We start from the raw sequence: 19233 nt of genomic DNA, 5'->3' as shown, positions 1-19233 counted from the left end.
TTCACTCGGCACGCTCCCGGGTCCGTGTGCTCAGAGGCGTGCGCAACGCGCTGCGTCCCTCGGCCCAGGCGGCGCCGATGTGCTCCGCGAGGCGGTCCTCCAGATGGACGGTGGCCGCGCAGCCGAAGGCGATGTCGGCCTCCAGGTCCGGCTCGTCCGCGAGCAGTCCGCCGATGACCTCATGGCGCACGACCTGCTCGTGCACGGCGTCCGCCTCGACGTGCTCGTCGTAGAAGCGCTCGGCTGCCGGTCCTGCCCCACAGCGCCGCATCGCCTTGGCGAGGCGCCTGGAGCCGGGCGAGGAGGTCACCTCGACGCAGGCGAAGTGCCCGACGAGGAAACCCCGGTGGGACCGGTGGAGCCCGAAGAGGGACATCAGGTTGACGGTGGCGAGCAGCGGGGCGGGGGCCTGGTCCAGGTAGCGGCCGTACGTGGGGTCGAGGCCGAGGTCCACCATGAGGTCGGCGAAGAGCCGGGCGTGGATCCGGTCGGGGTGGCCGGCGCCGAACTCGTCGAACTCGATGGCGGCCATCGCGGCCTTGGCCCGGCCCCGCAGGCGGGGGATCACCCAGACGTGCGGGTCGGCCTCCTTGAGGTGGTAGAGCGAGCGCAGCGCCGCGTACTCCCGCAACTGCCACAGCTCGCCCTTCCGTTCCAAGTGGCGGCTGAGACTGCCGGCGGAGTCCAGCGGCTCGACGAGCAGCGGGGCGAAGGCCTCCTCGACCGATCGGGGGGCGGCGGACAGTTCGGTGCTCAGGGCGTGCAGGAAGCGGGCTTCCATGGCCTGGCGCAGCCGGAGGAGCTCCGGGTCCCATTCGCGGTCGTCGTCCACCCCGTCGAAGCCGCGGTAGTGGAGCTCGTAGAGGAGGTAGAGGCCGAGCTGGAGGTCCTCGCCCCAGGGGTCGGCTGCCAGCACGGCGCCCGGGCGGTACTCCGGGGTGCCGTGCGACCGGAGGGCCTCGGTGACGGCGGCCGACAGCGGGCCGCGCGGTTCGACCAGACGGGAGCCGACGGGGGCCGCAGTGCTCGCATCGGTTCCGGTGGGCGTGGTGCTCGTGATCGAGGGCGTCATGAGGGATTCCTGTCCTCGGAGGGCGGGACGGCGCGCTCCCGGGGGCGGTGGCTGGTGTCGCACCACGGGTAGATGCGGCTGCGGCGGCAGGTGCAGAGGGCCACCACGAAACGCTCGGAGCGGGCGACCGTTCCGTCGTCGAGGACCATCTCGACCGGGCCCTCGACCAGGGCGGGGCCCTTCGGGTCCTTGGCCGCCCGGTGGGCCGGCGCCTTCGCGCAGGCCGGGCGGGGGGTTTTCCGGGCGTCGTCGGGGGTGCTCGGGGCGTCGCCGGGCGTGTTCCGGGCGTCGCCGGGGGTCTTCGGGGAGTCGGAGTCAGCGTGCACGGATGACCACCAGCTCTTCCCGCTCCTCGGCCTCGGTCGCCAGGCCCACCCGGGCCAGCCAGGTCCGGCGCGAGCGCAGGACCGGACCCCAGGGCACCGAGGCCCGGGCCGTGACTTCCGCGGTCATGCCGGCCCCGGTCAGTCGGTCCACGGTCTCCTGGGCCCCGCACATCTGTGAATGCACCAGGAGCAGGACCCCACCGGGCCGGAGCAGCGCCGGAGCGTTCGCGCAGATGCGATCGACGACTGCCCGCCCGTCCGGTCCGGCGTCCCAGGCCCGTTCCGGCCCTCGCGAGGGCAGCAGGACGTCCGGCGCCGGCACATAGGGCGGATTGGAGACGACGAGGTCGAAGCGGCGGCCCGCGCTGCGCGCCGCGAAGTCGCCGTGAACGACGCGCAGGGGCAGTCTCTGGCGCAGGGCGTTCAGACGGGCTGTGACGACGGCGGGCCACGAGACGTCGACCGCCGTGACCCGGGCCCGTCGCCGAGCCGCATCGAGGGCGAGTGCGCCGGTGCCCGTACCGATCTCCAGCACCTCGGTTCCCGGCCCGAGGTCCTCCTGGGCCAGGGCGTGGGCGAGCAGACGTGTGTCCGCCTGCGGCTGGTAGACGCCCGGCAGGGCGATGAGCCCGCTTGGCCGTGCGCCCAGGGTCAGAGTGGTACCGGACACGGGATACCTCCATGATCGACGGGACCGATCGTGGGCGTGACGGCGCCGACCGGCGTTCCCTGCTGCGACTGCCCCGCGCGGGGCCGCTCATCCACACTGCGGCGATCTTTCGACGCGCAGGAAGGCGACGGACACGGGGAGTGACGACGGGCATGGGGCACGGGCCGACTACGCCTGCCTGTGCGGGGACGACGGATCAGACCTCGCGCCACTTGGACTGGCCGAAGGAGAACGCGCCGAAGAGCGCGAGACCGACGGCGACGGCGACCAGGAGCCACGGGCCCGCCGGGGTCTGTGCGAACGAGCGGATCGCGTCGTCCATGCCCTTGGCCTCACCCGGGTCGGACTGACTCGACGCCTTCAGACCGAAGAAGCCGACGGCGGCGAACACGAGCCCGCGCGCGACGCCCCCCGCGGTGCCCGTCACATCCATGAAGCGGCGCTGCAGCGTGGACATCCGGTGCCGTTCCAGATGCTTGCGGTACTTGCGCAGCACGGCCCGGCCACCGATCCACAGCCCCGCGCCCAGGATGCCCGCGGCCACCGCCCCCACCCACCACGGACCGCCGGGCAGTGCCAGGAGACGGCTCGTGATGTCGTGGCTCTGCCGGTCGGTCGACCCCGCGCCGCTGCCCCGGTCCCCCGTCGCGAAGGACAGGACGAAGAAGGAGGAGACCGCGTAGAACACGAACCGGCCACCGGACAGAGCGCGCTTGCCAGGGCGGTCGCCCTTGGGCCCGGCGGCCCCGAAGACCGCCTCCGAGAGCCGCCACAACGCCATGCCGGCGAGGCCGATGCCGAGGGCCCAGAGCAGGACGAAGCCGAACGGGGTCGAGACGACCTGCGCGAGGGCTCCGCCCCGGTCGGCCTGCTCGCTCGTGCCCGTCAGTCCGATACGTACGGCCAGGGCGCCGACGAGAAGGTAGAGCACCCCTCGCGCCACGAAGCCCGCCCTCGCGCCTGCCCGTACGACCTCCCCGCGGCCCGCTCTTCTCGCCGCGCTCATGGACGAATCTCCTGTGGTCATCACCGGTCACTCCCCTCGGGTTGGAACCTTCGCGTGCCCCGTCCCGCCGATCCGAACCAGGCCGGACCGCCACACGTCGTCGCGCCGCAACGGGGGCGTACTCGCGGGGCTGACAGTGTTTCAAGCGCCGCCGATCGGTCAGCCGAAGAGCATGACACCCACAGACAGGAGGAATGACATGGACAGCTGGCGCGCATCCGCTGCCTGCCAGAACGTCGACCCCGACCTCTTCTTCCCGGTGGGGACCGGCGCACCTGCTCTGGTCCAGGTCGAGGAGGCCAAGGGGATCTGCCGTGGCTGCCCCGTTCGAGAGGCCTGTCTCGACTGGGCCATGGACGACTCCCGCCAGGTGACAGGAGTGTGGGGCGGTCTCGACGAGAACGAACGCCGTGCCCTGAAGCGGCGGTTGCGCAACCGGGCGGTCAAGGCGCGGTGAGGAACCGCCCGAGCGGTTCTCCGTCTCGGCGGGGCACCCGGTGGCCGGGCCGCACCCCGTGGCCCATGGTGAGTGAGTGGCGCATCGACCTCTCTCCCCCGCCGCATGACCACTGGCCGGCGGCTGCGGCTGCGGGCGGACGGACGGATGTCGAGAACGTGACACCGGCTCCGTCCCCGGGGCATCGGCGGCGGCCACCACCGGTCGCGCGAGGAAGAAGGAGAGACCAGCATGGCGATCCAGCGGATGGACAACGTCGGCATCGTCGTCGACGACATGGATGCCGCCGTCGCGTTCTTCGTGGAACTCGGTATGGAGCTGGAGGGCAGAGGTGAGGTCACGGGCCGCTTCGCCGACCAGTGCACCGGACTCGAAGGCGTCCACTGCGAGATCGCCATGGTCCGGACCCCCGACGGCCTCAGCCGGCTCGAGCTGGCGAAGTACCGCAGCCCCGCGGCGACCGACGGCGGGCCGCGTGACCGGCCGCACAACGTCCTGGGCACACACCGCGTCATGTTCGCCGTCGACGACATCGAGGACACCGTCGCCCGCCTGCGCCCTCACGGCGCCACGCTCGTCGGCGAGATCGCGCGGTTCGAGGACAGCTTTCTCCTCTGCTACGTCCGTGGCCCCGAGGGCATCATCGTCGGACTGGCCGAGCAGCTGAGCTGAGAGGCCGCGGAGGAGGATCACCGGTCTCCCGAGGTGAGGTGCGACGTCTTCGGCGGTGTCCGCGCCAGGGCCGCGGTCTCACCGTGTGACCCACGACCCGGGGCCCCTGAGTCGTTCCCGCTGCCACCACGGCGAAGCGGGTGAACAGGCTCCCCCGTCTGACCCGTACGGGTGGCATCTTTCGCTCATGCTGGGTATCGATGCTGCTCAGATGGGGTGAAAGAGCCGCGTGCCTCGAATCCCAGGACCGTATGCGAGGCGTTGATGGGTCTGTGAGTACCTCAAGCACAGCCCCGATACTGCCCGCCTCGCTCGCCGCCCCCGCCCTTCCCGTCGTGCACGACTCGGGCGCGGACGCCGCGCCCGGCGTCATAGTCGTCGACTCCTGCACCACGCTCGGCACCACCCTGGTCGTCCGCCTCGTCGGGGAGATCGACTGCTACAGCGTCGCGCCGTTGCGGGCGTTGTTGGCCTCGGCGGCGGCCGACGGCTACACCGGGCTCGTACTGGACACCGCGAGGGTCGCGTTCTGCGACTCCAGCTTCCTCGCCGTCCTCGACTGGTGGCCCCGGCGCGGACGCCGTCTCACCCTCGCGAACCGCTCCCGGGCCGTTCGACGCCTCCTGGCGGCGGCCGCGGTCGACATCTCAGGACGGCCGGCGGCCCAGGCCGACCCGCTGATGGCGGCGGCCACGTCATGACGTTCATACTCATGACGTGCGGCCCGATGCTGGCAGCGGTTCTCATGGTTCATTGGGAACCCCGCGCCCCTCGCCACGGCCGCCGCGCCGGATCCGCCCGGCCCACGCCCCGCAGAACCCTGCTGTACTGCCGCGGCGCACTGTCGATCTCCTGCTCCACTCCGTAGATCCGTAGCCGGGAAAGGACGTCGGGGCCCGCACCGAGCTGCGGGCCCCGACGACCCGCTCCTCAGCCGGGTGTGGGGGCGGTCTTGTTCGTCGTGGTGCCGTCCTCGTCCTGGGCCTCCGGCTCAGCGGGCTGTTGCGGAGCGGGCGGCGTGCGGACCAGCAGCGCGATCAGCACGGCCGCGGTGCCGAGTACGGCCCCGATGCCGAATCCCCAGCGGACGCCCGTGGCCAGGGCGCCGGTGGCGCCGGCGCCGTCGGCCGCCGCCGTGGCGGCGTGTCCCGTCATGACGCTGATCACCAGGGCGGTGCCGGCAGCGGCGGCGACCTGCTGGAGCGAGCCGAGGATGGCGGAGCCGTGGGGGTAGAGGTGCGGCGGCAGCACGGACAGACCGGAGGTGAAGACGGGGGTGAAGACGAACGCCATCCCCGCGCTCAGGACCACGTGCAGGGCGAGCACCAGCCACGGCGAGGTCTGTTCGCCCGTGAGAGCGAACAGCGCGAGGCAGAGCGCGGTGAGTACGGCGCCGGGTACGACGAGACGCGGTGCGCCGAATCGGTCGTAGAGCTTGCCGACCTGCGGTCCGAGCAGGCCCATGGTCAGGCCGCCCGGGATGAGGAGCAGCCCGGTCTGCAACGAGGTCAGGCCGAGCACCTCCTGCAGATAGATCGGCAGCAGCACGAACGCGCCCATGAGCGCCATGAAGGACAGGCACATCAGGGCGAGGGCCACGGAGAAGTGACGAAACGTCAGGGCGCGCAGGTCGAGGAGCGGCGTGGACGAGCGCTGGAGTGCCAGCTGGCGCCAGACGAACAGGCCCACCAGCACGGCGCCGGCCAGCGTCATGGCCGGCGGGGACAGGACGGCATGCGCCGCGTCTCCGGCGCCGAGCCCGCTCAGTCCGTAGACCAGGGAGCCGAAGCCCGCTGCCGCCAGGGGGACGGACACCCAGTCGATCGGGACGGCCTGCGGTTCGCCGATGTTGACCAGTCTGCTCCGTCCGAAGACGGCCATCGCTCCGGCGATGGGCAGCACGGCCAGGAACAGCAGGCGCCATGACCCCAGCTGCAGCAGCACACCGGAGACCGCGGGGCCGAGCGCGGGTGCGACGGAGATGACGAGGGTGATGTTGCCCATGACCCGACCGCGGTCGTGCGGGGGTACGAGGGTCATCAGCGTCGTCATGAGCAGCGGCATCATGACGGCGGTGCCGCCGGCCTGGATGACGCGGGCGGCCAGCAGCACGGGGAAGGCGGGCGCGGCCGCGGCCAGAGCCGTGCCGGCGAGGAACAGCGCCATGGCCAGGCTGAAGGCGGTCCGGGTCGTCACGCGCTGCAGGAACCATCCCGTCACCGGGATGACGACGGCCATGGTGAGCATGAAGGACGTGGACAGCCATCCTGCGGCTGCCGCGGTGACCTCGAACTCGCGCATGAGCCGCGGGATCGCGTTGACCATGATCGTCTCGTTGAGGAGCACGACGAACGTGGACAGTACGAGGATCCGCAGTACGGCGGTGATGTGGGCGGGCGCGAGGGTGGGCGTCGCGGGGGATGCGGGCATGGTGCCTTCCGTCGTGTGAGCGTCCTCCGCGCGTGGCAGCTCACACCGATGGATCGTGGCGCCGGGAAGAACTCATGGTGTTCCCGATCCTGTCGGTGGCGCCGCACGAGCACAATCCGATTTCCCGACCCGTGCGCACCCGGGGAGCGTCGTCGTCGACGGCACATCGGGGCGGCCAGGCGTCAGACGTCAGGCGTCAGATGTCAGGCGTCAGGCGTCAGGCGTCAGGCGTCAGGCGTCAAAAGGCCAGACATCAGGCGCCAGGCGCCAGGCGTCACGTGGCGGGCTTCGAGCCGAAGACGCGTTCGAGCAGGGTGTACAGGGAGTCCCGGTCCTGGTCGCTGAGCCTGTCCAGGCCCTCCTGCGTGCTGCGCATCTTCGCGCGGATCGCGTCGGTGACGCGCTCGCCCTCGGCCGTGAGGATGACGTTCTTGACGCGCCGGTCGGAGGCGTCGGCCTCGCGGCGCACCAGGCCTCGCTTCTCCAGCCGGTCGATGATCCCGGTCATGTTGGAGGCGTCGCAGGTCATGGTCTCGGCCAGGGAGCGCATCGCGGCGGGTCCCCGGCGCAGCACGGTCAGAGCCTTGCCCTGGCTCGCCGTGAGGTTCTCGCTCGCCGCCGCGACGGTGAAATCGCCGTAGTAGACGCCGAGCGACACGGAGAGCAGCTCCATGAGCTGGGCCGTGTCGGCGCGGAGAGCTTCTGTCATGAGCTCACTCTAACCGCAGATACTTGACTGTCTCAAGCATCGGCCTCTACCGTCGCCTCGTTGCATGAAGTTATCAAGCATCAAGGTTGTCAAGTAAGTGCCACGAGGAGCGTCCCTGTGACCGTCACCGCGTCCCCCACCTCCCGCGCCGCCGAGATCCTGTCCCGGCCCGTCTCGCTGAACGGCCTGACCGTCCCGAACCGCATCGCGATGGCGCCGATGACGCGCATGTTCTCCCCCGGCGGAGTTCCCGGTGAGGACGTGCTCTCCTACTACGCCCGTCGCGCCGCCGCCGGCGTGGGCCTGATCGTCACCGAGGGGACCTACGTCGGCCACGAGTCGGCCGGGCAGAGCGACCGTGTGCCGCGCTTCCACGGCGAGGAGCAGCTGGCGGGGTGGGCGAAGGTCGCCGAGGCCGTGCACGCGGCGGGCGGCACGATCGTCCCGCAGCTGTGGCACATCGGCATGGTGCGCAAGCAGGGCCAGGCCCCCTACGCCGACGCCCCCGCGATGGGCCCCTCCGGCATCCGCCCCGACGGCACCGAGGGCACGGGGAAGGCGATGACCCAGAGCGACCTGGACGATGTCGTCGGCGCCTTCGCCGAGGCCGCCGCGGCCGCCGAGCGCATCGGCTTCGACGGCGTCGAACTCCACGGCGCCCACGGCTACCTCCTGGACCAGTTCCTGTGGGCGGGGACGAACCGCCGTACCGACGCCTACGGCGGCGACCCCGTGGCCCGTACGAAGTTCGCGGCCGAGGTCGTGGCCGCGGTCCGCGCGAGCGTCTCGCCCGACTTCCCGGTGATCTTCCGCTTCTCGCAGTGGAAGCAGGACGCCTACGACGCGCGGCTCGCCGAGACCCCGCAGGAGCTGGAGGCGATCCTGGCCCCGCTCGCCGCGGCCGGCGTCGACGCCTTCCACGCCTCCACCCGCCGCCACTGGATTCCCGAGTTCGAGGACTCGGACCTGAACCTGGCGGGCTGGACCAAGAAGCTCACCGGCAGGCCCACCATCACCGTCGGCTCGGTCGGCCTCGACGGCGACTTCATCCACGCCTTCGCGGGCGAAGGCGCCCCGGTGCAGGGCATCGACGACCTTCTCGACCGCCTGGAGCGGGACGAGTTCGACATGGTCGCCGTCGGCCGCGCCCTGCTCCAGGACCCGGAGTGGGCGGCGAAGGTCCTCGCGGGGCGGACCGACGAGCTCAAGCCGTACGACGCGGCCGCGGTGAAGACGCTCAGCTAGCCCCGAACCACGTGACGGCTCGCCGACGCAGCCGCTCACCGATTCAGCCGCCGCCCCGTGCCACATCCGGCCCGGGGCGGCGGCCGTCGGCGGCAGGCGGCCGGCTGCGGGCGACAGGAGGCAGGAAGCAGGGGGCAGTTCGCACTGAACCAGAGCCTCACAGCAGCTCCTTGTGTTGCCCGGGGACTGCGGGAGCATGAACTGGATGAACAAGCTGTGACCGGCGGCCACGGAGAGAGCCGGATCGCCCGGGCAGCGGCTAGCGTCCGTGCCAGAGCCGTTCCGAGGAGCCACCGCCCACGGAACCAGGGGCCGGGCCGCACCATCGGCCGGCACCGCATCGGCTGGTTCACCTCGCCGGCCGACCCCACCCCCGCCGGCTCGTTCCGCACCGACGGCCGATCCCACCCCGCCGGAACGTCCCGCAGCGCCCGGCGCATCCGCGGCGCTCGTCGGTGCCGCACAGCACGCCGCTCGGTCCGCAGCGTTCCGCAGCTGCCTCCTCCCTCTCCGTCCCGAGGACTCCTGATGCCGTTCTCCCTGCCTGCCGGCGGGCGTCTCGCCGTGCTTGCCTCCGCCCTCGCCGTGGCCCTCAGCGCCGCCGGTCTCACCGGCGCCCCCGCCTCCGCCGCCGACCCGGCGACTCCGTTCGGTCCCCAGCCACCGCAGAACCCCGTCACGGCGGCCAACGGCGCCGCGACGATGCACGGCGACAGCGCCTCCAGCGGCACCACGCCCTACCCGGGGCCCGGCACGGCCGCCGTCACGTACTCCCGCACGGCACTCGCTTCCGCCTGCCCCACGGTGCTCGTGGGAAGCGACGGCTACGTGGTCACCCTCTGCACCACCATCTTCGGCCAGACCCCGACGGTCCATCTGCTCGACCCCGCGACCGGAGCCGACCTCGCCTCGCTCGCCCTGCCCAAGGGCAGTCTGTTCGGCGGCGTCTACGCCTACCTCGACAACACGGACCGCCTGGTCGTCGTCGACGGCGAAAACGATCTCGTCCGCATCGGCCACCAGCGCACCGGCTCCGCATGGACCCTCCGGATCGACCAGAGGACCCCCCTGGGCGATGCCGTACCCGCCGGGGACAACATCGTCGGACTCACCCCCGCCTGGGACGGCAGAGTCTGGTTCGCCACCAGCGGCGGTGTGATCGGGACCGTCGACACCGGCACCGGCGCCGTACGCACCATCAGCACCGGCGAAGGCGTCCAGAACAGCATCTCCACGGTTCCCGGCCGCACCGCCGTCGCCACCGACCACGCCCTCTACCTCCTGTCGTCCGCCCCCGACGGCACACCCGTGGTGGACTGGCGGGCTCCCTACGACCGCGGCCCGGCCCGCAAGCCCGGACAGCTCAGCTGGGGCACCGGGACCACCCCGAGCTTCTTCGGACCGGGCAACGGCACCGAGTACGTCACCATCGTCGACAACGCCGCCCCCCACGGGAACCTGCTCGTCTACCGGGCGGCCGGCGGACCCGAGCCGATCTGCCGCGTCCCCGTGCTCACCGGGTACGCCCGCAGCGGCACCGAGGACGCCGTCATCGCCTCCGGCCGCAGCGTCTTCGTCACCAACACCTACGGCTATCCCTACCCGGCCCTGCCCGAGGGCGCTCCCGCAAGCGAGCCGTCCTCCGCGAACTTCGACGGTGGTCTGAGCCGGATCGACGTCAACGCCCAGGGAACGGGCTGCGAGGTGGTGTGGAACAGCCCGGTGAAGTCCGCCGCGCTGCCCCGGCTCTCCCTCGCCGACGGGAAGATCTACACCGTTTCCGTGACCGGTCCTACCGGCAGTGCCGGCCTGAACACCTTCGCCCAGTACCACCACGCCGTCCTCGACCCGGCCACCGGTGTCCGACTCGCCAGTTCCTACCTGGGGATCGGGCTGGTCTACAACCCGCTCCAGATGCGGGGGACGGCCGCCCCCGACGGCACCCTCTACCAGGGCACCGAGACCGGCGTGGTCCGCATCTCCAAGCGCTGAACGGGGCTCTCGCGGAGGGTGGTTGTGACCGGAAGGTCTGGTGCGCCTCGACCCGCCTGTGGTTACCTGGGGCCATGACCGTACTCGTGACCCGTCGCCACGTCGACTACGTGCGTGTCACGACCACGGGGTGTCGCGTCACAGGCTGACGCGACGCCGCGCGGCATCGCCCCGCGCTTCCCTTCGCGCTCCCCTTCGCGCTTCCCGGGCACCCGTCGTACGCGACCCCGTCGCGCCCGACCCGCCTCGGCTCGCGCCCCTGCCGGTCGCCGCCGTCGTCCCTGCCGGTCGCTGCGGAGCGTTGTCGCCGTCGCCGCCGGTCGCCGTCGCCGCCGGTCGCCGTCGCCGTCGGGCGAAGCGCAGAACCCTCCCCTGCCGGATCTCGGCTCCAGGGTGAATGCCCCGACTCGCCATCCCCGCCGGGCCCTTGAGGCACCACGACTCCCCTCCCGATACGTACGTGTGGCCACCCGCCGCCCCACCCTCACCTCACCTCAGCGCAGCTCACCTCAGAGGAGACCCATGAGCCAGCCCGTCGACGCCCTCACCGCAGGTCACACCCCCGAGCGCGAGCCCGCCGGAGCCGAGACGCCCGCATGGTCCTTCGAGACCAAGCAGCTCCACGCCGGTACGGCCCCCGATCCGGCGACAGGCGCCCGCGCGGTCCCGATCTACCAGACGACCTCCTTCGTCTTCCGCGACACCCAGCACGCTTCCGACCTCTTCTCCCTCGCCGAACCGGGGAACATCTACACCCGCATCCACAACCCCACCCAGGACGCCTTCGAACAGCGGATCGCCGCCCTCGAAGGCGGCGTCGCCGCCGTCGCCGTCGCGTCCGGGCAGGCCGCGGAGACACTCGCGATCCTGAACCTGGCCTCGGCCGGCGACCACATCGTCTCCAGTGCCTCCCTCTACGGCGGCACGTACAACCTGTTCCACCACACCCTGCCGAAGTTCGGCATCGAGGTGTCGTTCGTCGAGGACCCCGACGACCTCGACGCCTGGCGTGCCGCCGTACGGCCGCACACCAAGGCCCTGTTCGCGGAGACCCTCGGCAACCCGCGCGGCAACGTCCTCGACGTCCGGGGCGTGGCCGACGTCGCGCACGCGGCGGGACTTCCGCTCATCGTCGACAACACCGTGCCCACGCCGTACCTGCTGCGTCCCATCGAGCACGGGGCGGACGTCGTCGTGCACTCGGCCACCAAGTTCCTCGGCGGGCACGGCACCACGCTCGGCGGTGTGGTCGTCGACGCGGGCACCTTCGACTTCGGCGCGCACCCCGAGCGCTTCCCCGACTTCAACGAGCCCGACCCCAGTTACCACGGCCTGCGCTACTGGTCCGACCTCGGAGCGGGGGCGTACGCGGTCAAGCTGCGCGTGCAGCTGCTGCGCGACCTCGGCCCCGCCATCGCGCCGCACTCGGCGTTCCTGCTCCTGCAGGGCGTGGAGACGCTGAGCCTGCGCCTGGAGCGGCACTCGGCGAACGCCCAGGCTCTGGCCGAGTGGCTCGAGCAGCGCGACGAGGTCTCGGCGGTGCACTACCCCGGTCTGCCGTCCAACCGCTGGTACGAGGCGGGGCGCCGCTACCTGCCGCGCGGCGCCGGTGCCGTGCTCGCGTTCGAGTTGCGGGGCGGCATCGAGGCGGGCCGACGGTTCGTGGACGGACTGGAACTGTTCAGCCACCTCGCGAACATCGGCGACGTACGCAGCCTCGTCATCCACCCCGCCTCCACCACGCACAGCCAGCTCGACGCGACACAGCTCGCCGCGACCGGCACCACGCCGGGGCTGGTGCGGCTTTCGGTGGGCATCGAGAACCCGGCCGACCTGAAGGCCGACCTGGAGGCCGGCTTCCGCGCTGCGAAGGAAGCGTCCTGAACCCCGCCTCAGCCTCCCCCGCGACACCGGCCGCCGGGGTCCCCCTGCCCGCCACCGGGGCGTGGCGGGAGGGGGATCCGCCCGGCCGACGCCAGTGGCACCAGCGCGCGCAGCCACTGGCGTTGGAGGCCGGCGGCGAGCTTCCGCGGGTACGGCTGGCGTACGAGACCTGGGGGCGCCTCGCGCCCGACCGTTCGAACGCGGTGCTCGTGCTGCACGCGCTGACCGGTGACAGCCATGTCGCGGGCGACGCCGCCCCCGGGCACCAGACCTCCGGCTGGTGGGACGCGCTGGTCGGCCCGGGCCGGGCACTCGACACCGACCGGTGGTTCGTGGTGGCGCCGAACGTACTGGGCGGCTGCCAGGGAAGCACCGGGCCCGCCTCCACGGGGCCCGGGGGGCGCCCCTGGGGCGGCGCCTTTCCTCGTCTGACCCAACGCGACCAGGTGCGTGCCGAGACCGGGCTCGCCGACGCGCTCGGCATCGGGCGCTGGGCCCTGGTGATCGGGGGTTCCATGGGCGGAATGCGGGCGTTGGAGTGGGCGGTCGGAGAACCGCACCGTGTGGCCTCGCTGTTGCTGCTGGCATGCCCGCCGGCGGCGAGCGCGGACCAGATCGCCTGGGCCGTCGCGCAACTGCACGCCATCCGCGCCGACCCCCACTGGCAGGGCGGCGACTATCACGACGCCGGCCCCGGGCAGGGACCGCACGCGGGGCTGGGCATCGCCCGCCGTATCGCACACATCACCTACCGGTCGGCCGCCGAACTGCAGAGCCGCTTCGGTCATGAGGCCCAGGAGGGGGAGCAGCCCTGGCACGGTGGCCGGTACCGCGTCGAGTCGTACCTCGACCACCAGGCCGTCAAGCTCCTCCGGCGGTTCGACGCGGCCAGCTACGTCACCCTGGTCGAGGCCATGAACACCCACGACGTCGGACGGGGCCGCGGCGGTCGGCGCGCGGCCCTCGGCCGGGTACAGGCCCGGACGGTGGTGGCCGGTGTGGACTCCGACCGCCTCTACCCCCTCTCCCAGCAGGAGGAGCTGGCGGACGGGATTCCGTCCGCGGACGGGGTCCGGGTCATCCGGTCCCCCTACGGGCACGACGGGTTCCTGCTGGAGACGGACCAGGTCGGCGCACTGGTACGGGAACTCCTCGACGCGCCGCCCGATGAGGTGGGCCGCGTTCCGCGTGTGTCGCCGGAACCGGAGTCGGAGGAGCTGCGTCGCCGAGAGGCTGGGCGGAGGTGAGGCGGGACCGGACCGAGCCGCCGGCCGGCCGGTCCGATCCCCTCGTGCGAGGCCGGGCGGGGGCAGACGGCCGAACGGAAAGCGCGGTAGGTAGCCGCCCGACTGCCCGGCGGCCTTCGGGTGGTAGGAGTTGTACACCGGAACGGACAGGCTGTGCAGCCAGGAGTCCGCGGAGCAGATCTCGTGGCCGTGAACTCGTCGACGACGCTGGAGAAGGTGAAGCCCGCGTTCGCCGCCTGCTTCGCCAGAACGCCGTTGAGGGTGTCGGAGCCCCGGTTGACGGCCGCTCGCTCGGTCTCGCTGAGTCCGGCGATGCAGCTCCCGGACAGCTTGTAGAACCGGGGGTACCCGAGAACCACCACGCGGGCCTGCGGTGCGCGGCTGCGGATGTCCCCGTAGAGGGCGGAGAGGCCACCGGGCAGGGTGCTGTTCATCTTCACGACGGCGGCGTCGACGGCCGCGAGGCAGGTGGCCTCGCTGTTGAGCACGCAGGTCTGAATGATGGCGGCGAACCCGAGCCGCCCGACCCTTCAGAAGGCGCCGCCCGGGTCCCGGCGACCCGGTTCCCGGGCGCGGCTCTCGTGCCGGGGCTCCCGGGGCGACAGCGAGCACCGGGACGACAGCGAGTCGCTCGCCGGGGCGGCGCTCAGCCGTCGCTCAGGCGTACGGCGAGGGCGGCGATGTCGTCGTCGAGACGCCCTTGGGTGTAGCGAAGGAGGTCGCGGTGAAGCGCTTTGAGGAGCTCGCGGGGCGGCGTCAGGGACTGCCGGCGCGTCCAGGCCGCGAGGGGGAAGAACTCGCCGCGCCGGTCACGGGCCTCGGCGATCCCGTCGGTGTAGAGGAGCAGCAGGTCACCCGGGGCGAAGGGGCAGGTGTCGACGCTGTAGTGGTCGCCCAGCAGGTCGGCGAGGCTGAGCAGGGGCGACGGGGCGCGCGATTCGACGACGCGCAGTGTCGCGCGGTTCACGATCAGCGGGGGCGGGTGTCCGCAGTTGAGGACGTCGATCCGCCCGCCCGCGTCCGGGATCTGGACGAGCAGCGCGGTGGCGAAGCGCTCCATCGTCCCTTCGGGCGGAAAGGCTCCGTTGTACCGGGTGCAGGTGGCGTCGAGCCTGCGGGCGATGTCGACCATGTCCGTCTCGCTGTAGGCGGCCTCCCGGAAGGCGTTGACGATGGCTGCGGCCGCTCCCACGGCCGGCAGTCCCTTGCCCCGTACGTCACCGATGAGCAGCCTGACGCCGTACGGGGTGTCGACGGCCTCGTAGAAGTCCCCGCCGATACGCGCCTCGGCGGCGGCCGCGAGGTACAGCGACTCGATCTCGACGTTTCCGAAGCGGCGCGGCATCGGACTGAGCACCACTTGCTGCGCCGCATCGGCGACGAGCCGTACCTGCAGGAGGGTTCGTTCCCGTTGGAGCCGCACATGGCTTCCGTACGCCGCGGCGACCGTGACGGCGATGATCCCCGCGGCCGTCCACCACGTTCCGAGGTCGGGGAAGACGAGGCTGAGGCCGATCATCAGCACCAGGCAGACCGTGCCGAGCAGGACAGTGGGGAGCACCGGCCACATGGCGGCGGCCAGGGCCGGTGCGGCCGGCAGGAGTCGGCTGAAGGCCATCTCCGGCGGAGTGTTGTAGGCCAGTGCGGCGATCACGACGGTCAGAAAGACCGGCGAGAGCCGCACGAACATCCCTGGGCCATAGCGCCGGCGAAACCGTAGCCGTAGCTGTCCAGACTCGATCACACCGGACAGAATATCCACATAAGACAGACAAAGCGCCCCAGAGAGCAGGGGCGGTCACAGGGGGTGGCGGAGCTCCAGCACGGGCCCGGTGCGCGTCAGGCACCGGTCACGGTCTGCATCACCGCAGATCACACGCTCCGGCCAGGCGGGGTGGACGAGCCGGCCGAGAATGCCTGCCCGCACCACCTTGCCCGCTGCGCGTCAGCGCCCCGGCTCCATGCCGACCTGACGACGGGGACGGCCGCGGGTCTGCTCGGTGGCCCTGCTCGCGCGGATCGGCGCCTGCCGACCGTCGGCGACCCGCTTGTGGACCGCGGGGCCGCCTGCTGCTGCCGAGCCTGGCTTCGACCTTGGCCCCGACCTGGCCGTGGCGGCCCGTCGGCCGAAGCCGCCGACACGGCCCTGATCCGGCATCTCGAACCGGTCAGGGAGCGCCCCGTCCGGGGGCCAGGACGAGTCGGCACAGGACAGGGCCGCGGCCTACGAAGGCGCCGGCTCCTCAGCGGCGTCCTCGGCCTGCCAGCGCAGCAGGTCGCCCGGCTGGCATTCCAGCACCTCGCAGAGCGCGGCGAGCGTCGCGAACCGCACCGCCTTGGCCCTGCCGTTCTTGAGTACGGCGAGGTTGGCGGGCGTGATCCCCACCCGCCCGGCGAGCTCGCCCACGGACATCTTCCGCCTGGCCAGCATCACATCGATGTCGACGACGATCGGCATCAGATGACCTCGTCCAGCTCGGCCTGCATCCGCGCGGCTTCGACATCGCGGTCGACGGCCTGGACGAGCAGCATCCGCAGCACGAGCACGATGAGCGCGACCCCCAGGACGGCCACGCCGATCCCGCCCATGATGACGGTGACGCCGGGGTCGTCCCGCTGGTCCGGCGCGTTGATGGCCGTGACCGCGAACCACAGGACAGCCGCCGCGACGATCGCGCCGATCACACCGTCCACGTACCGGAAGGCGGCGAGGGAGAACACCGTTCCCCGCCGCACCATCGCCACCAGCCGCCACACGCAGACCAGGGCGACCTGCGCCGTCAGCATTCCCAGGACCACGATCACGCGCAGCGGGGTCAGGGGGAGCGAGCCGTCCTCCGGATCACTCCCACTGACCAGCATCCACACCATCAGCACCTGCACCGACACGGTGCCGGCGAGCACCACTGCGAGTACGGCGCGCAACGCACCCACTGCCAGCTTTCCCATGACCCCTCCTTGCATCGACTTACGACCGAAAGCTATCGAATCTCGATAGGTCGAGCAAGGGGGTGGACCCGCGGGGCGTGCACGCTTCAGTCACAACAGGTGACATCCGGGCGCTATCAGTAGGATGTATGGCGACATCGCGTGCCGGTCACCGACCGGGTGAGGCATGGAGGTGTCGGGAGATGCCCTCGGAGGCATTCCTTGTCTGTCGAGCTGAACCACACGATCGTCCACGCCCGGGACAACTGGGAGTCCGCGGAGTTCTTCGCGGACCTGCTGGGACTCGAGATCACCGGCGAGTGGGGGCCGTTCGTCGCGGTCGATCTGAGCAATCGCGTCACTCTGGACTTCGCCACGATCCCCGCGGACACGATCACGCCCCAGCACTACGCCTTCCTGGTCTCCGAGGGGGAGTTCGACGCGGCGTACGCACGCATCAGGCAGCACGGGGTCGAGCACTACGCCGACCCGCACAGGAAGCGGCCCGGTGCGATCAACCGCCATGACGGCGGACACGGCGTGTACTTCGTCGACCCTGCGGGTCACCTCATGGAGCTGATCACCGTGCCGTACGGCGGCCGGCCCTCGTAGGTCACAGCGAGGGACGCGCCCGGCGCGGCCCTCGCCCCCGCACTCGACCGCCCCATCGACGCCGTACTCGGCCCCCGCCTCGCTCCCGGCCGCGTCCGCACGGTCATCCGGTGACGGCGGCGGGCACGTCGTCCCAGGCCAGCGAGGACATCCTCCAGCCCGCCGGGGTCAGGAGGTACTGAGTGGTCTTGTGGCCGGAACCCTCGAACCACGCACCGTCGCGGTAGCCGGACTTGCGGTACTCACTGAACCGGTGGGCGATCGATCCGAAGATCTCGGTGCGCGCCGAGACCTCCTCCTCGGAGAACTCCGTCAGGGTCCCGTCGGTGAGCATCCGCTGACGCGCTTCGATGAAGGCGTCGAGGTCGTAGATCACCGGCTCGCCCCCGACGTTGGCGATGATCCTTCCCTGCGGGATGAACACGTCGCGGAGGACATCGAGTTCGGGACGCCTCCCACCGGTGTTGGTGAAGGCACCGATGAACACGCCCATCAACCGGTCGAGTTCGGCCTGGACGCCGGAAGCGGAACCCGCCCCGGCAGACGGCCACTCCTCGGCGAGGACCGACCAGACCTCCATGTCGTGCCGCACACCTCGGTACGGAGAATGCCGCCGCAGCACACCGTCGCGCGTCATGCCGAGCCTGCGGGCGGCCGCGATGCTGCGGGAGTTGTGCGCCGCGACCCACCACTCGACCCGGCTCATCCCCCGCACGGTGAAGGCCCAGTCGATCAGGGTCCGGCAGGCCCGGTTCACCAGGCCCCGCCCCTCCCCCGCCTTCTCGAGCCAGCAGCCGATCTCACACACGCCGGAGGTGCTGTCGAAGCGGGTGAACATGACACCGCCGACCAGCGTGCCGTCCAGCCAGATGCCGAAGATCCCGCCGTCGTCCGTGGCCAGCCGGTCGGCGTAGCGCTGGAGGGTCGCTCTGGCGGAGGGCAGGTCGGTGCTGAACGTCGCCCACGGGATCCACGGGTCGACGGTGTCCCGCGCACGGTCGATGTGGGCGAGGAACTCCGGCGCCCGCCAGGGCTCCAGGGGGCGGAGCCGGGCATGATCGCCGATGGGGATAGTGAACATGTGAGCATCGCTCCCTCGGTGCGTAACAAGCGTTCGGTACGTAAGCTAGCAGCATGCCGCCTGCACCAGGAGACCGTGACGCCCGCCGTGAGGACGTATCCGAGACGGTGTGGCAGGTGCTCGCCGACAAGGGGTTCGGCGGGCTGACCCTGCGCGCCGTCGCCACCGCGATGGGCGTCTCGACCGGGATGCTCATGCATTACTTCCCGACCAAGCGGGCGCTGATCACCCACGCCCTGGACCTGCTGGAGAAGCGCACGGCGGAGCGTCCCCGCCGGGCCCGTCCCGGCGCGGGCCTCGCCACGGTGCGCGTGCTGCTGCTGGACATCTTGCCGCTGACTCCGGACGACACCGCCCGCAACCGCGTCTGGGTCAGCTCCTGGGACCTCTCCCTCGCGGACGACGGCCTCGCCTCGGAGCAGGCCGACCGCTACACGCGGCTGCGCTCGTCCCTCCTCCCCCACCTGGAGGCCGCACGCGACCTCGGCGAACTCCCGGCAGACACCGATCTGGAGCAACTCGCCGCCACCGCCGTCGCCTTCACGCACGGTCTCGTCGTCCAGGCCCTGTTCGACCCCGCCCGCTTCCCGGAGGAGGTGCAGAGCGCGATGCTCGACGACTTCCTCGCGACGATCGCGCCGCCCCGGCCCTCACCGGAGCCTTCGCCGGCACCGGCACCGGCACCGGCGACGAGCATCAGACCCCGGTAGGCGGCAGGCGGCAGGCGGCAGGCGGCAGGCGGCAGGCGGCAGGCGGCAGGCCAACCGTAGGCCCGGCTGCGGCAGTTCACCTCGACAGAACTCTTGCCGAGGCGACTCCGCCTCTCTAATGTGAACCTTCAAATCCCGGGATCGTCATGTAGTGGTCACTTTGAGGGACTGAATTTGAACGCTCAAATCTCC

Annotated in this window: 19 protein-coding genes and 1 pseudogene; 9 read left to right on the top strand and 11 right to left on the bottom strand. The window is 71.6% G+C overall.

The features are described 5' to 3' along the window. Position 1: 1 nt before the first annotated feature. The 4 genes from ACIP84_RS14830 to ACIP84_RS14815 form a co-directional block, all read right to left on the bottom strand. Positions 2 to 1072 (bottom strand): iron-containing redox enzyme family protein, encoded by a 1071-nt coding sequence (locus ACIP84_RS14830; RefSeq protein WP_401798126.1) that lies wholly within the window; start codon positions 1070 to 1072, stop codon positions 2 to 4. Further along, positions 1069 to 1398: a CDGSH iron-sulfur domain-containing protein gene (locus ACIP84_RS14825; RefSeq protein WP_401798125.1), complete on the bottom strand. Its 330-nt coding sequence runs from the start codon at positions 1396 to 1398 to the stop codon at positions 1069 to 1071. Before ACIP84_RS14825 ends, ACIP84_RS14830 begins: the two co-directional genes overlap by 4 nt. Further along, positions 1388 to 2053, bottom strand: a complete 666-nt coding sequence (locus tag ACIP84_RS14820; protein ID WP_401798360.1) for a HemK2/MTQ2 family protein methyltransferase — start codon at positions 2051 to 2053, stop codon at positions 1388 to 1390. Before ACIP84_RS14820 ends, ACIP84_RS14825 begins: the two co-directional genes overlap by 11 nt. 211 nt (positions 2054 to 2264) lie before the next feature. After that, the gene (locus ACIP84_RS14815) at positions 2265 to 3074 is read right to left on the bottom strand and encodes a DUF1206 domain-containing protein (RefSeq protein WP_401798124.1); all 810 of its coding nucleotides are present in this window, start codon (positions 3072 to 3074) and stop codon (positions 2265 to 2267) included. A 199-nt stretch (positions 3075 to 3273) separates the two neighbouring features. Here ACIP84_RS14815 and ACIP84_RS14810 point away from each other — a divergent pair, with 199 nt between their 5' ends. The 3 genes from ACIP84_RS14810 to ACIP84_RS14800 all read left to right on the top strand — a co-directional run bounded on the left by ACIP84_RS14810 (position 3274) and on the right by ACIP84_RS14800 (position 4904). Then, positions 3274 to 3531 carry a WhiB family transcriptional regulator gene (locus ACIP84_RS14810; protein ID WP_401798123.1) on the top strand — a complete coding sequence of 86 codons (258 nt, stop codon included), beginning with the start codon at positions 3274 to 3276 and terminating at the stop codon, positions 3529 to 3531. Positions 3532 to 3762: 231 nt separating this feature from the next. Next, positions 3763 to 4203: a VOC family protein gene (locus ACIP84_RS14805; RefSeq protein ID WP_401798122.1), complete on the top strand. Its 441-nt coding sequence runs from the start codon at positions 3763 to 3765 to the stop codon at positions 4201 to 4203. A gap of 272 nt (positions 4204 to 4475) precedes the next feature. Next, positions 4476 to 4904 (top strand): STAS domain-containing protein, encoded by a 429-nt coding sequence (locus tag ACIP84_RS14800; RefSeq protein WP_401798121.1) that lies wholly within the window; start codon positions 4476 to 4478, stop codon positions 4902 to 4904. Positions 4905 to 5133: 229 nt separating this feature from the next. Here ACIP84_RS14800 and ACIP84_RS14795 read toward each other — a convergent pair whose 3' ends face one another. Together ACIP84_RS14795 and ACIP84_RS14790 are read right to left on the bottom strand one after the other, a co-directional pair. After that, positions 5134 to 6633, bottom strand: a complete 1500-nt coding sequence (locus ACIP84_RS14795; protein ID WP_401798120.1) for a DHA2 family efflux MFS transporter permease subunit — start codon at positions 6631 to 6633, stop codon at positions 5134 to 5136. A 274-nt stretch (positions 6634 to 6907) separates the two neighbouring features. Continuing rightward, a complete protein-coding gene (locus tag ACIP84_RS14790) occupies positions 6908 to 7342 on the bottom strand; it encodes a MarR family transcriptional regulator (RefSeq protein ID WP_355963364.1) in 435 nt (144 codons plus the stop codon). 117 nt (positions 7343 to 7459) lie between these two features. On the opposite strand from ACIP84_RS14790, the gene ACIP84_RS14785 reads away from it, so the two are divergent. The 4 genes from ACIP84_RS14785 (at position 7460) to ACIP84_RS14770 (ending at position 13710) form a co-directional block, all read left to right on the top strand. Further along, on the top strand, positions 7460 to 8587 hold the full coding sequence (locus ACIP84_RS14785; protein ID WP_401798119.1) for an NADH:flavin oxidoreductase: 1128 nt from the start codon (positions 7460 to 7462) through the stop codon (positions 8585 to 8587). Between the two features lie 528 nt (positions 8588 to 9115). Further along, complete coding sequence (locus tag ACIP84_RS14780) at positions 9116 to 10579, top strand: hypothetical protein (RefSeq protein WP_401798118.1); 1464 nt, start codon at positions 9116 to 9118, stop codon at positions 10577 to 10579. A 522-nt stretch (positions 10580 to 11101) separates the two neighbouring features. After that, positions 11102 to 12463, top strand: coding sequence for a bifunctional o-acetylhomoserine/o-acetylserine sulfhydrylase (locus ACIP84_RS14775; protein ID WP_401798117.1), 1362 nt, complete (start codon positions 11102 to 11104; stop codon positions 12461 to 12463). Next, on the top strand, positions 12460 to 13710 hold the full coding sequence (locus ACIP84_RS14770; protein ID WP_401798359.1) for a homoserine O-acetyltransferase: 1251 nt from the start codon (positions 12460 to 12462) through the stop codon (positions 13708 to 13710). Before ACIP84_RS14775 ends, ACIP84_RS14770 begins: the two co-directional genes overlap by 4 nt. A gap of 78 nt (positions 13711 to 13788) precedes the next feature. On the opposite strand, the pseudogene ACIP84_RS14765 reads toward ACIP84_RS14770, so the two are convergent. From ACIP84_RS14765 to ACIP84_RS14750, 4 genes and pseudogenes are all read right to left on the bottom strand, one after another. Continuing rightward, positions 13789 to 14228: pseudogene (locus ACIP84_RS14765) on the bottom strand (lipase); the annotation flags it as partial. A 128-nt stretch (positions 14229 to 14356) separates the two neighbouring features. Beyond that, positions 14357 to 15400, bottom strand: coding sequence for a PP2C family protein-serine/threonine phosphatase (locus ACIP84_RS14760; RefSeq protein ID WP_355963356.1), 1044 nt, complete (start codon positions 15398 to 15400; stop codon positions 14357 to 14359). A 534-nt stretch (positions 15401 to 15934) separates the two neighbouring features. Further along, complete coding sequence (locus ACIP84_RS14755; protein ID WP_401798116.1) at positions 15935 to 16168, bottom strand: helix-turn-helix domain-containing protein; 234 nt, start codon at positions 16166 to 16168, stop codon at positions 15935 to 15937. Continuing rightward, positions 16168 to 16659 carry a DUF2975 domain-containing protein gene (locus ACIP84_RS14750; RefSeq protein WP_355963353.1) on the bottom strand — a complete coding sequence of 164 codons (492 nt, stop codon included), beginning with the start codon at positions 16657 to 16659 and terminating at the stop codon, positions 16168 to 16170. The genes ACIP84_RS14755 and ACIP84_RS14750 overlap by 1 nt, the downstream gene beginning before the upstream one ends. A 201-nt stretch (positions 16660 to 16860) precedes the next feature. On the opposite strand from ACIP84_RS14750, the gene ACIP84_RS14745 reads away from it, so the two are divergent. Further along, positions 16861 to 17250 (top strand): VOC family protein, encoded by a 390-nt coding sequence (locus ACIP84_RS14745; protein ID WP_401798115.1) that lies wholly within the window; start codon positions 16861 to 16863, stop codon positions 17248 to 17250. 103 nt (positions 17251 to 17353) lie between these two features. Here ACIP84_RS14745 and ACIP84_RS14740 read toward each other — a convergent pair whose 3' ends face one another. Then, on the bottom strand, positions 17354 to 18331 hold the full coding sequence (locus tag ACIP84_RS14740) for a GNAT family N-acetyltransferase (RefSeq protein WP_401798114.1): 978 nt from the start codon (positions 18329 to 18331) through the stop codon (positions 17354 to 17356). Positions 18332 to 18384: 53 nt separating this feature from the next. Here ACIP84_RS14740 and ACIP84_RS14735 point away from each other — a divergent pair, with 53 nt between their 5' ends. Further along, entirely contained in the window at positions 18385 to 19041 is a 657-nt protein-coding gene (locus tag ACIP84_RS14735; RefSeq protein WP_401798113.1) for a TetR/AcrR family transcriptional regulator, read from the top strand. Positions 19042 to 19233 lie beyond the last annotated feature (192 nt).

Origin of the sequence: Streptomyces sp. NPDC088707 (genome assembly GCF_044752725.1) — a bacterium.
Taxonomy (GTDB): domain Bacteria; phylum Actinomycetota; class Actinomycetes; order Streptomycetales; family Streptomycetaceae; genus Streptomyces.
This window is presented reverse-complemented; position numbering and strand designations above follow the sequence as displayed.

Bases quoted from the DNA above. Each gene is read 5' to 3' on its own strand.
- ACIP84_RS14830 (WP_401798126.1), bottom strand. From the start codon at position 1,072: ATGACGCCCTCGATCACGAGCACCACGCCCACCGGAACCGATGCGAGC.
- ACIP84_RS14815 (WP_401798124.1), bottom strand. From the start codon at position 3,074: ATGAGCGCGGCGAGAAGAGCGGGCCGCGGGGAGGTCGTACGGGCAGGC.
- ACIP84_RS14810 (WP_401798123.1), top strand. From the start codon at position 3,274: ATGGACAGCTGGCGCGCATCCGCTGCCTGCCAGAACGTCGACCCCGAC.
- ACIP84_RS14805 (WP_401798122.1), top strand. From the start codon at position 3,763: ATGGCGATCCAGCGGATGGACAACGTCGGCATCGTCGTCGACGACATG.
- ACIP84_RS14795 (WP_401798120.1), bottom strand. From the start codon at position 6,633: ATGCCCGCATCCCCCGCGACGCCCACCCTCGCGCCCGCCCACATCACC.
- ACIP84_RS14790 (WP_355963364.1), bottom strand. From the start codon at position 7,342: ATGACAGAAGCTCTCCGCGCCGACACGGCCCAGCTCATGGAGCTGCTC.
- ACIP84_RS14780 (WP_401798118.1), top strand. From the start codon at position 9,116: ATGCCGTTCTCCCTGCCTGCCGGCGGGCGTCTCGCCGTGCTTGCCTCC.
- ACIP84_RS14775 (WP_401798117.1), top strand. From the start codon at position 11,102: ATGAGCCAGCCCGTCGACGCCCTCACCGCAGGTCACACCCCCGAGCGC.
- ACIP84_RS14760 (WP_355963356.1), bottom strand. From the start codon at position 15,400: ATGTTCGTGCGGCTCTCGCCGGTCTTTCTGACCGTCGTGATCGCCGCA.
- ACIP84_RS14755 (WP_401798116.1), bottom strand. From the start codon at position 16,168: ATGCCGATCGTCGTCGACATCGATGTGATGCTGGCCAGGCGGAAGATG.
- ACIP84_RS14750 (WP_355963353.1), bottom strand. From the start codon at position 16,659: ATGGGAAAGCTGGCAGTGGGTGCGTTGCGCGCCGTACTCGCAGTGGTG.
- ACIP84_RS14740 (WP_401798114.1), bottom strand. From the start codon at position 18,331: ATGTTCACTATCCCCATCGGCGATCATGCCCGGCTCCGCCCCCTGGAG.
- ACIP84_RS14735 (WP_401798113.1), top strand. From the start codon at position 18,385: ATGCCGCCTGCACCAGGAGACCGTGACGCCCGCCGTGAGGACGTATCC.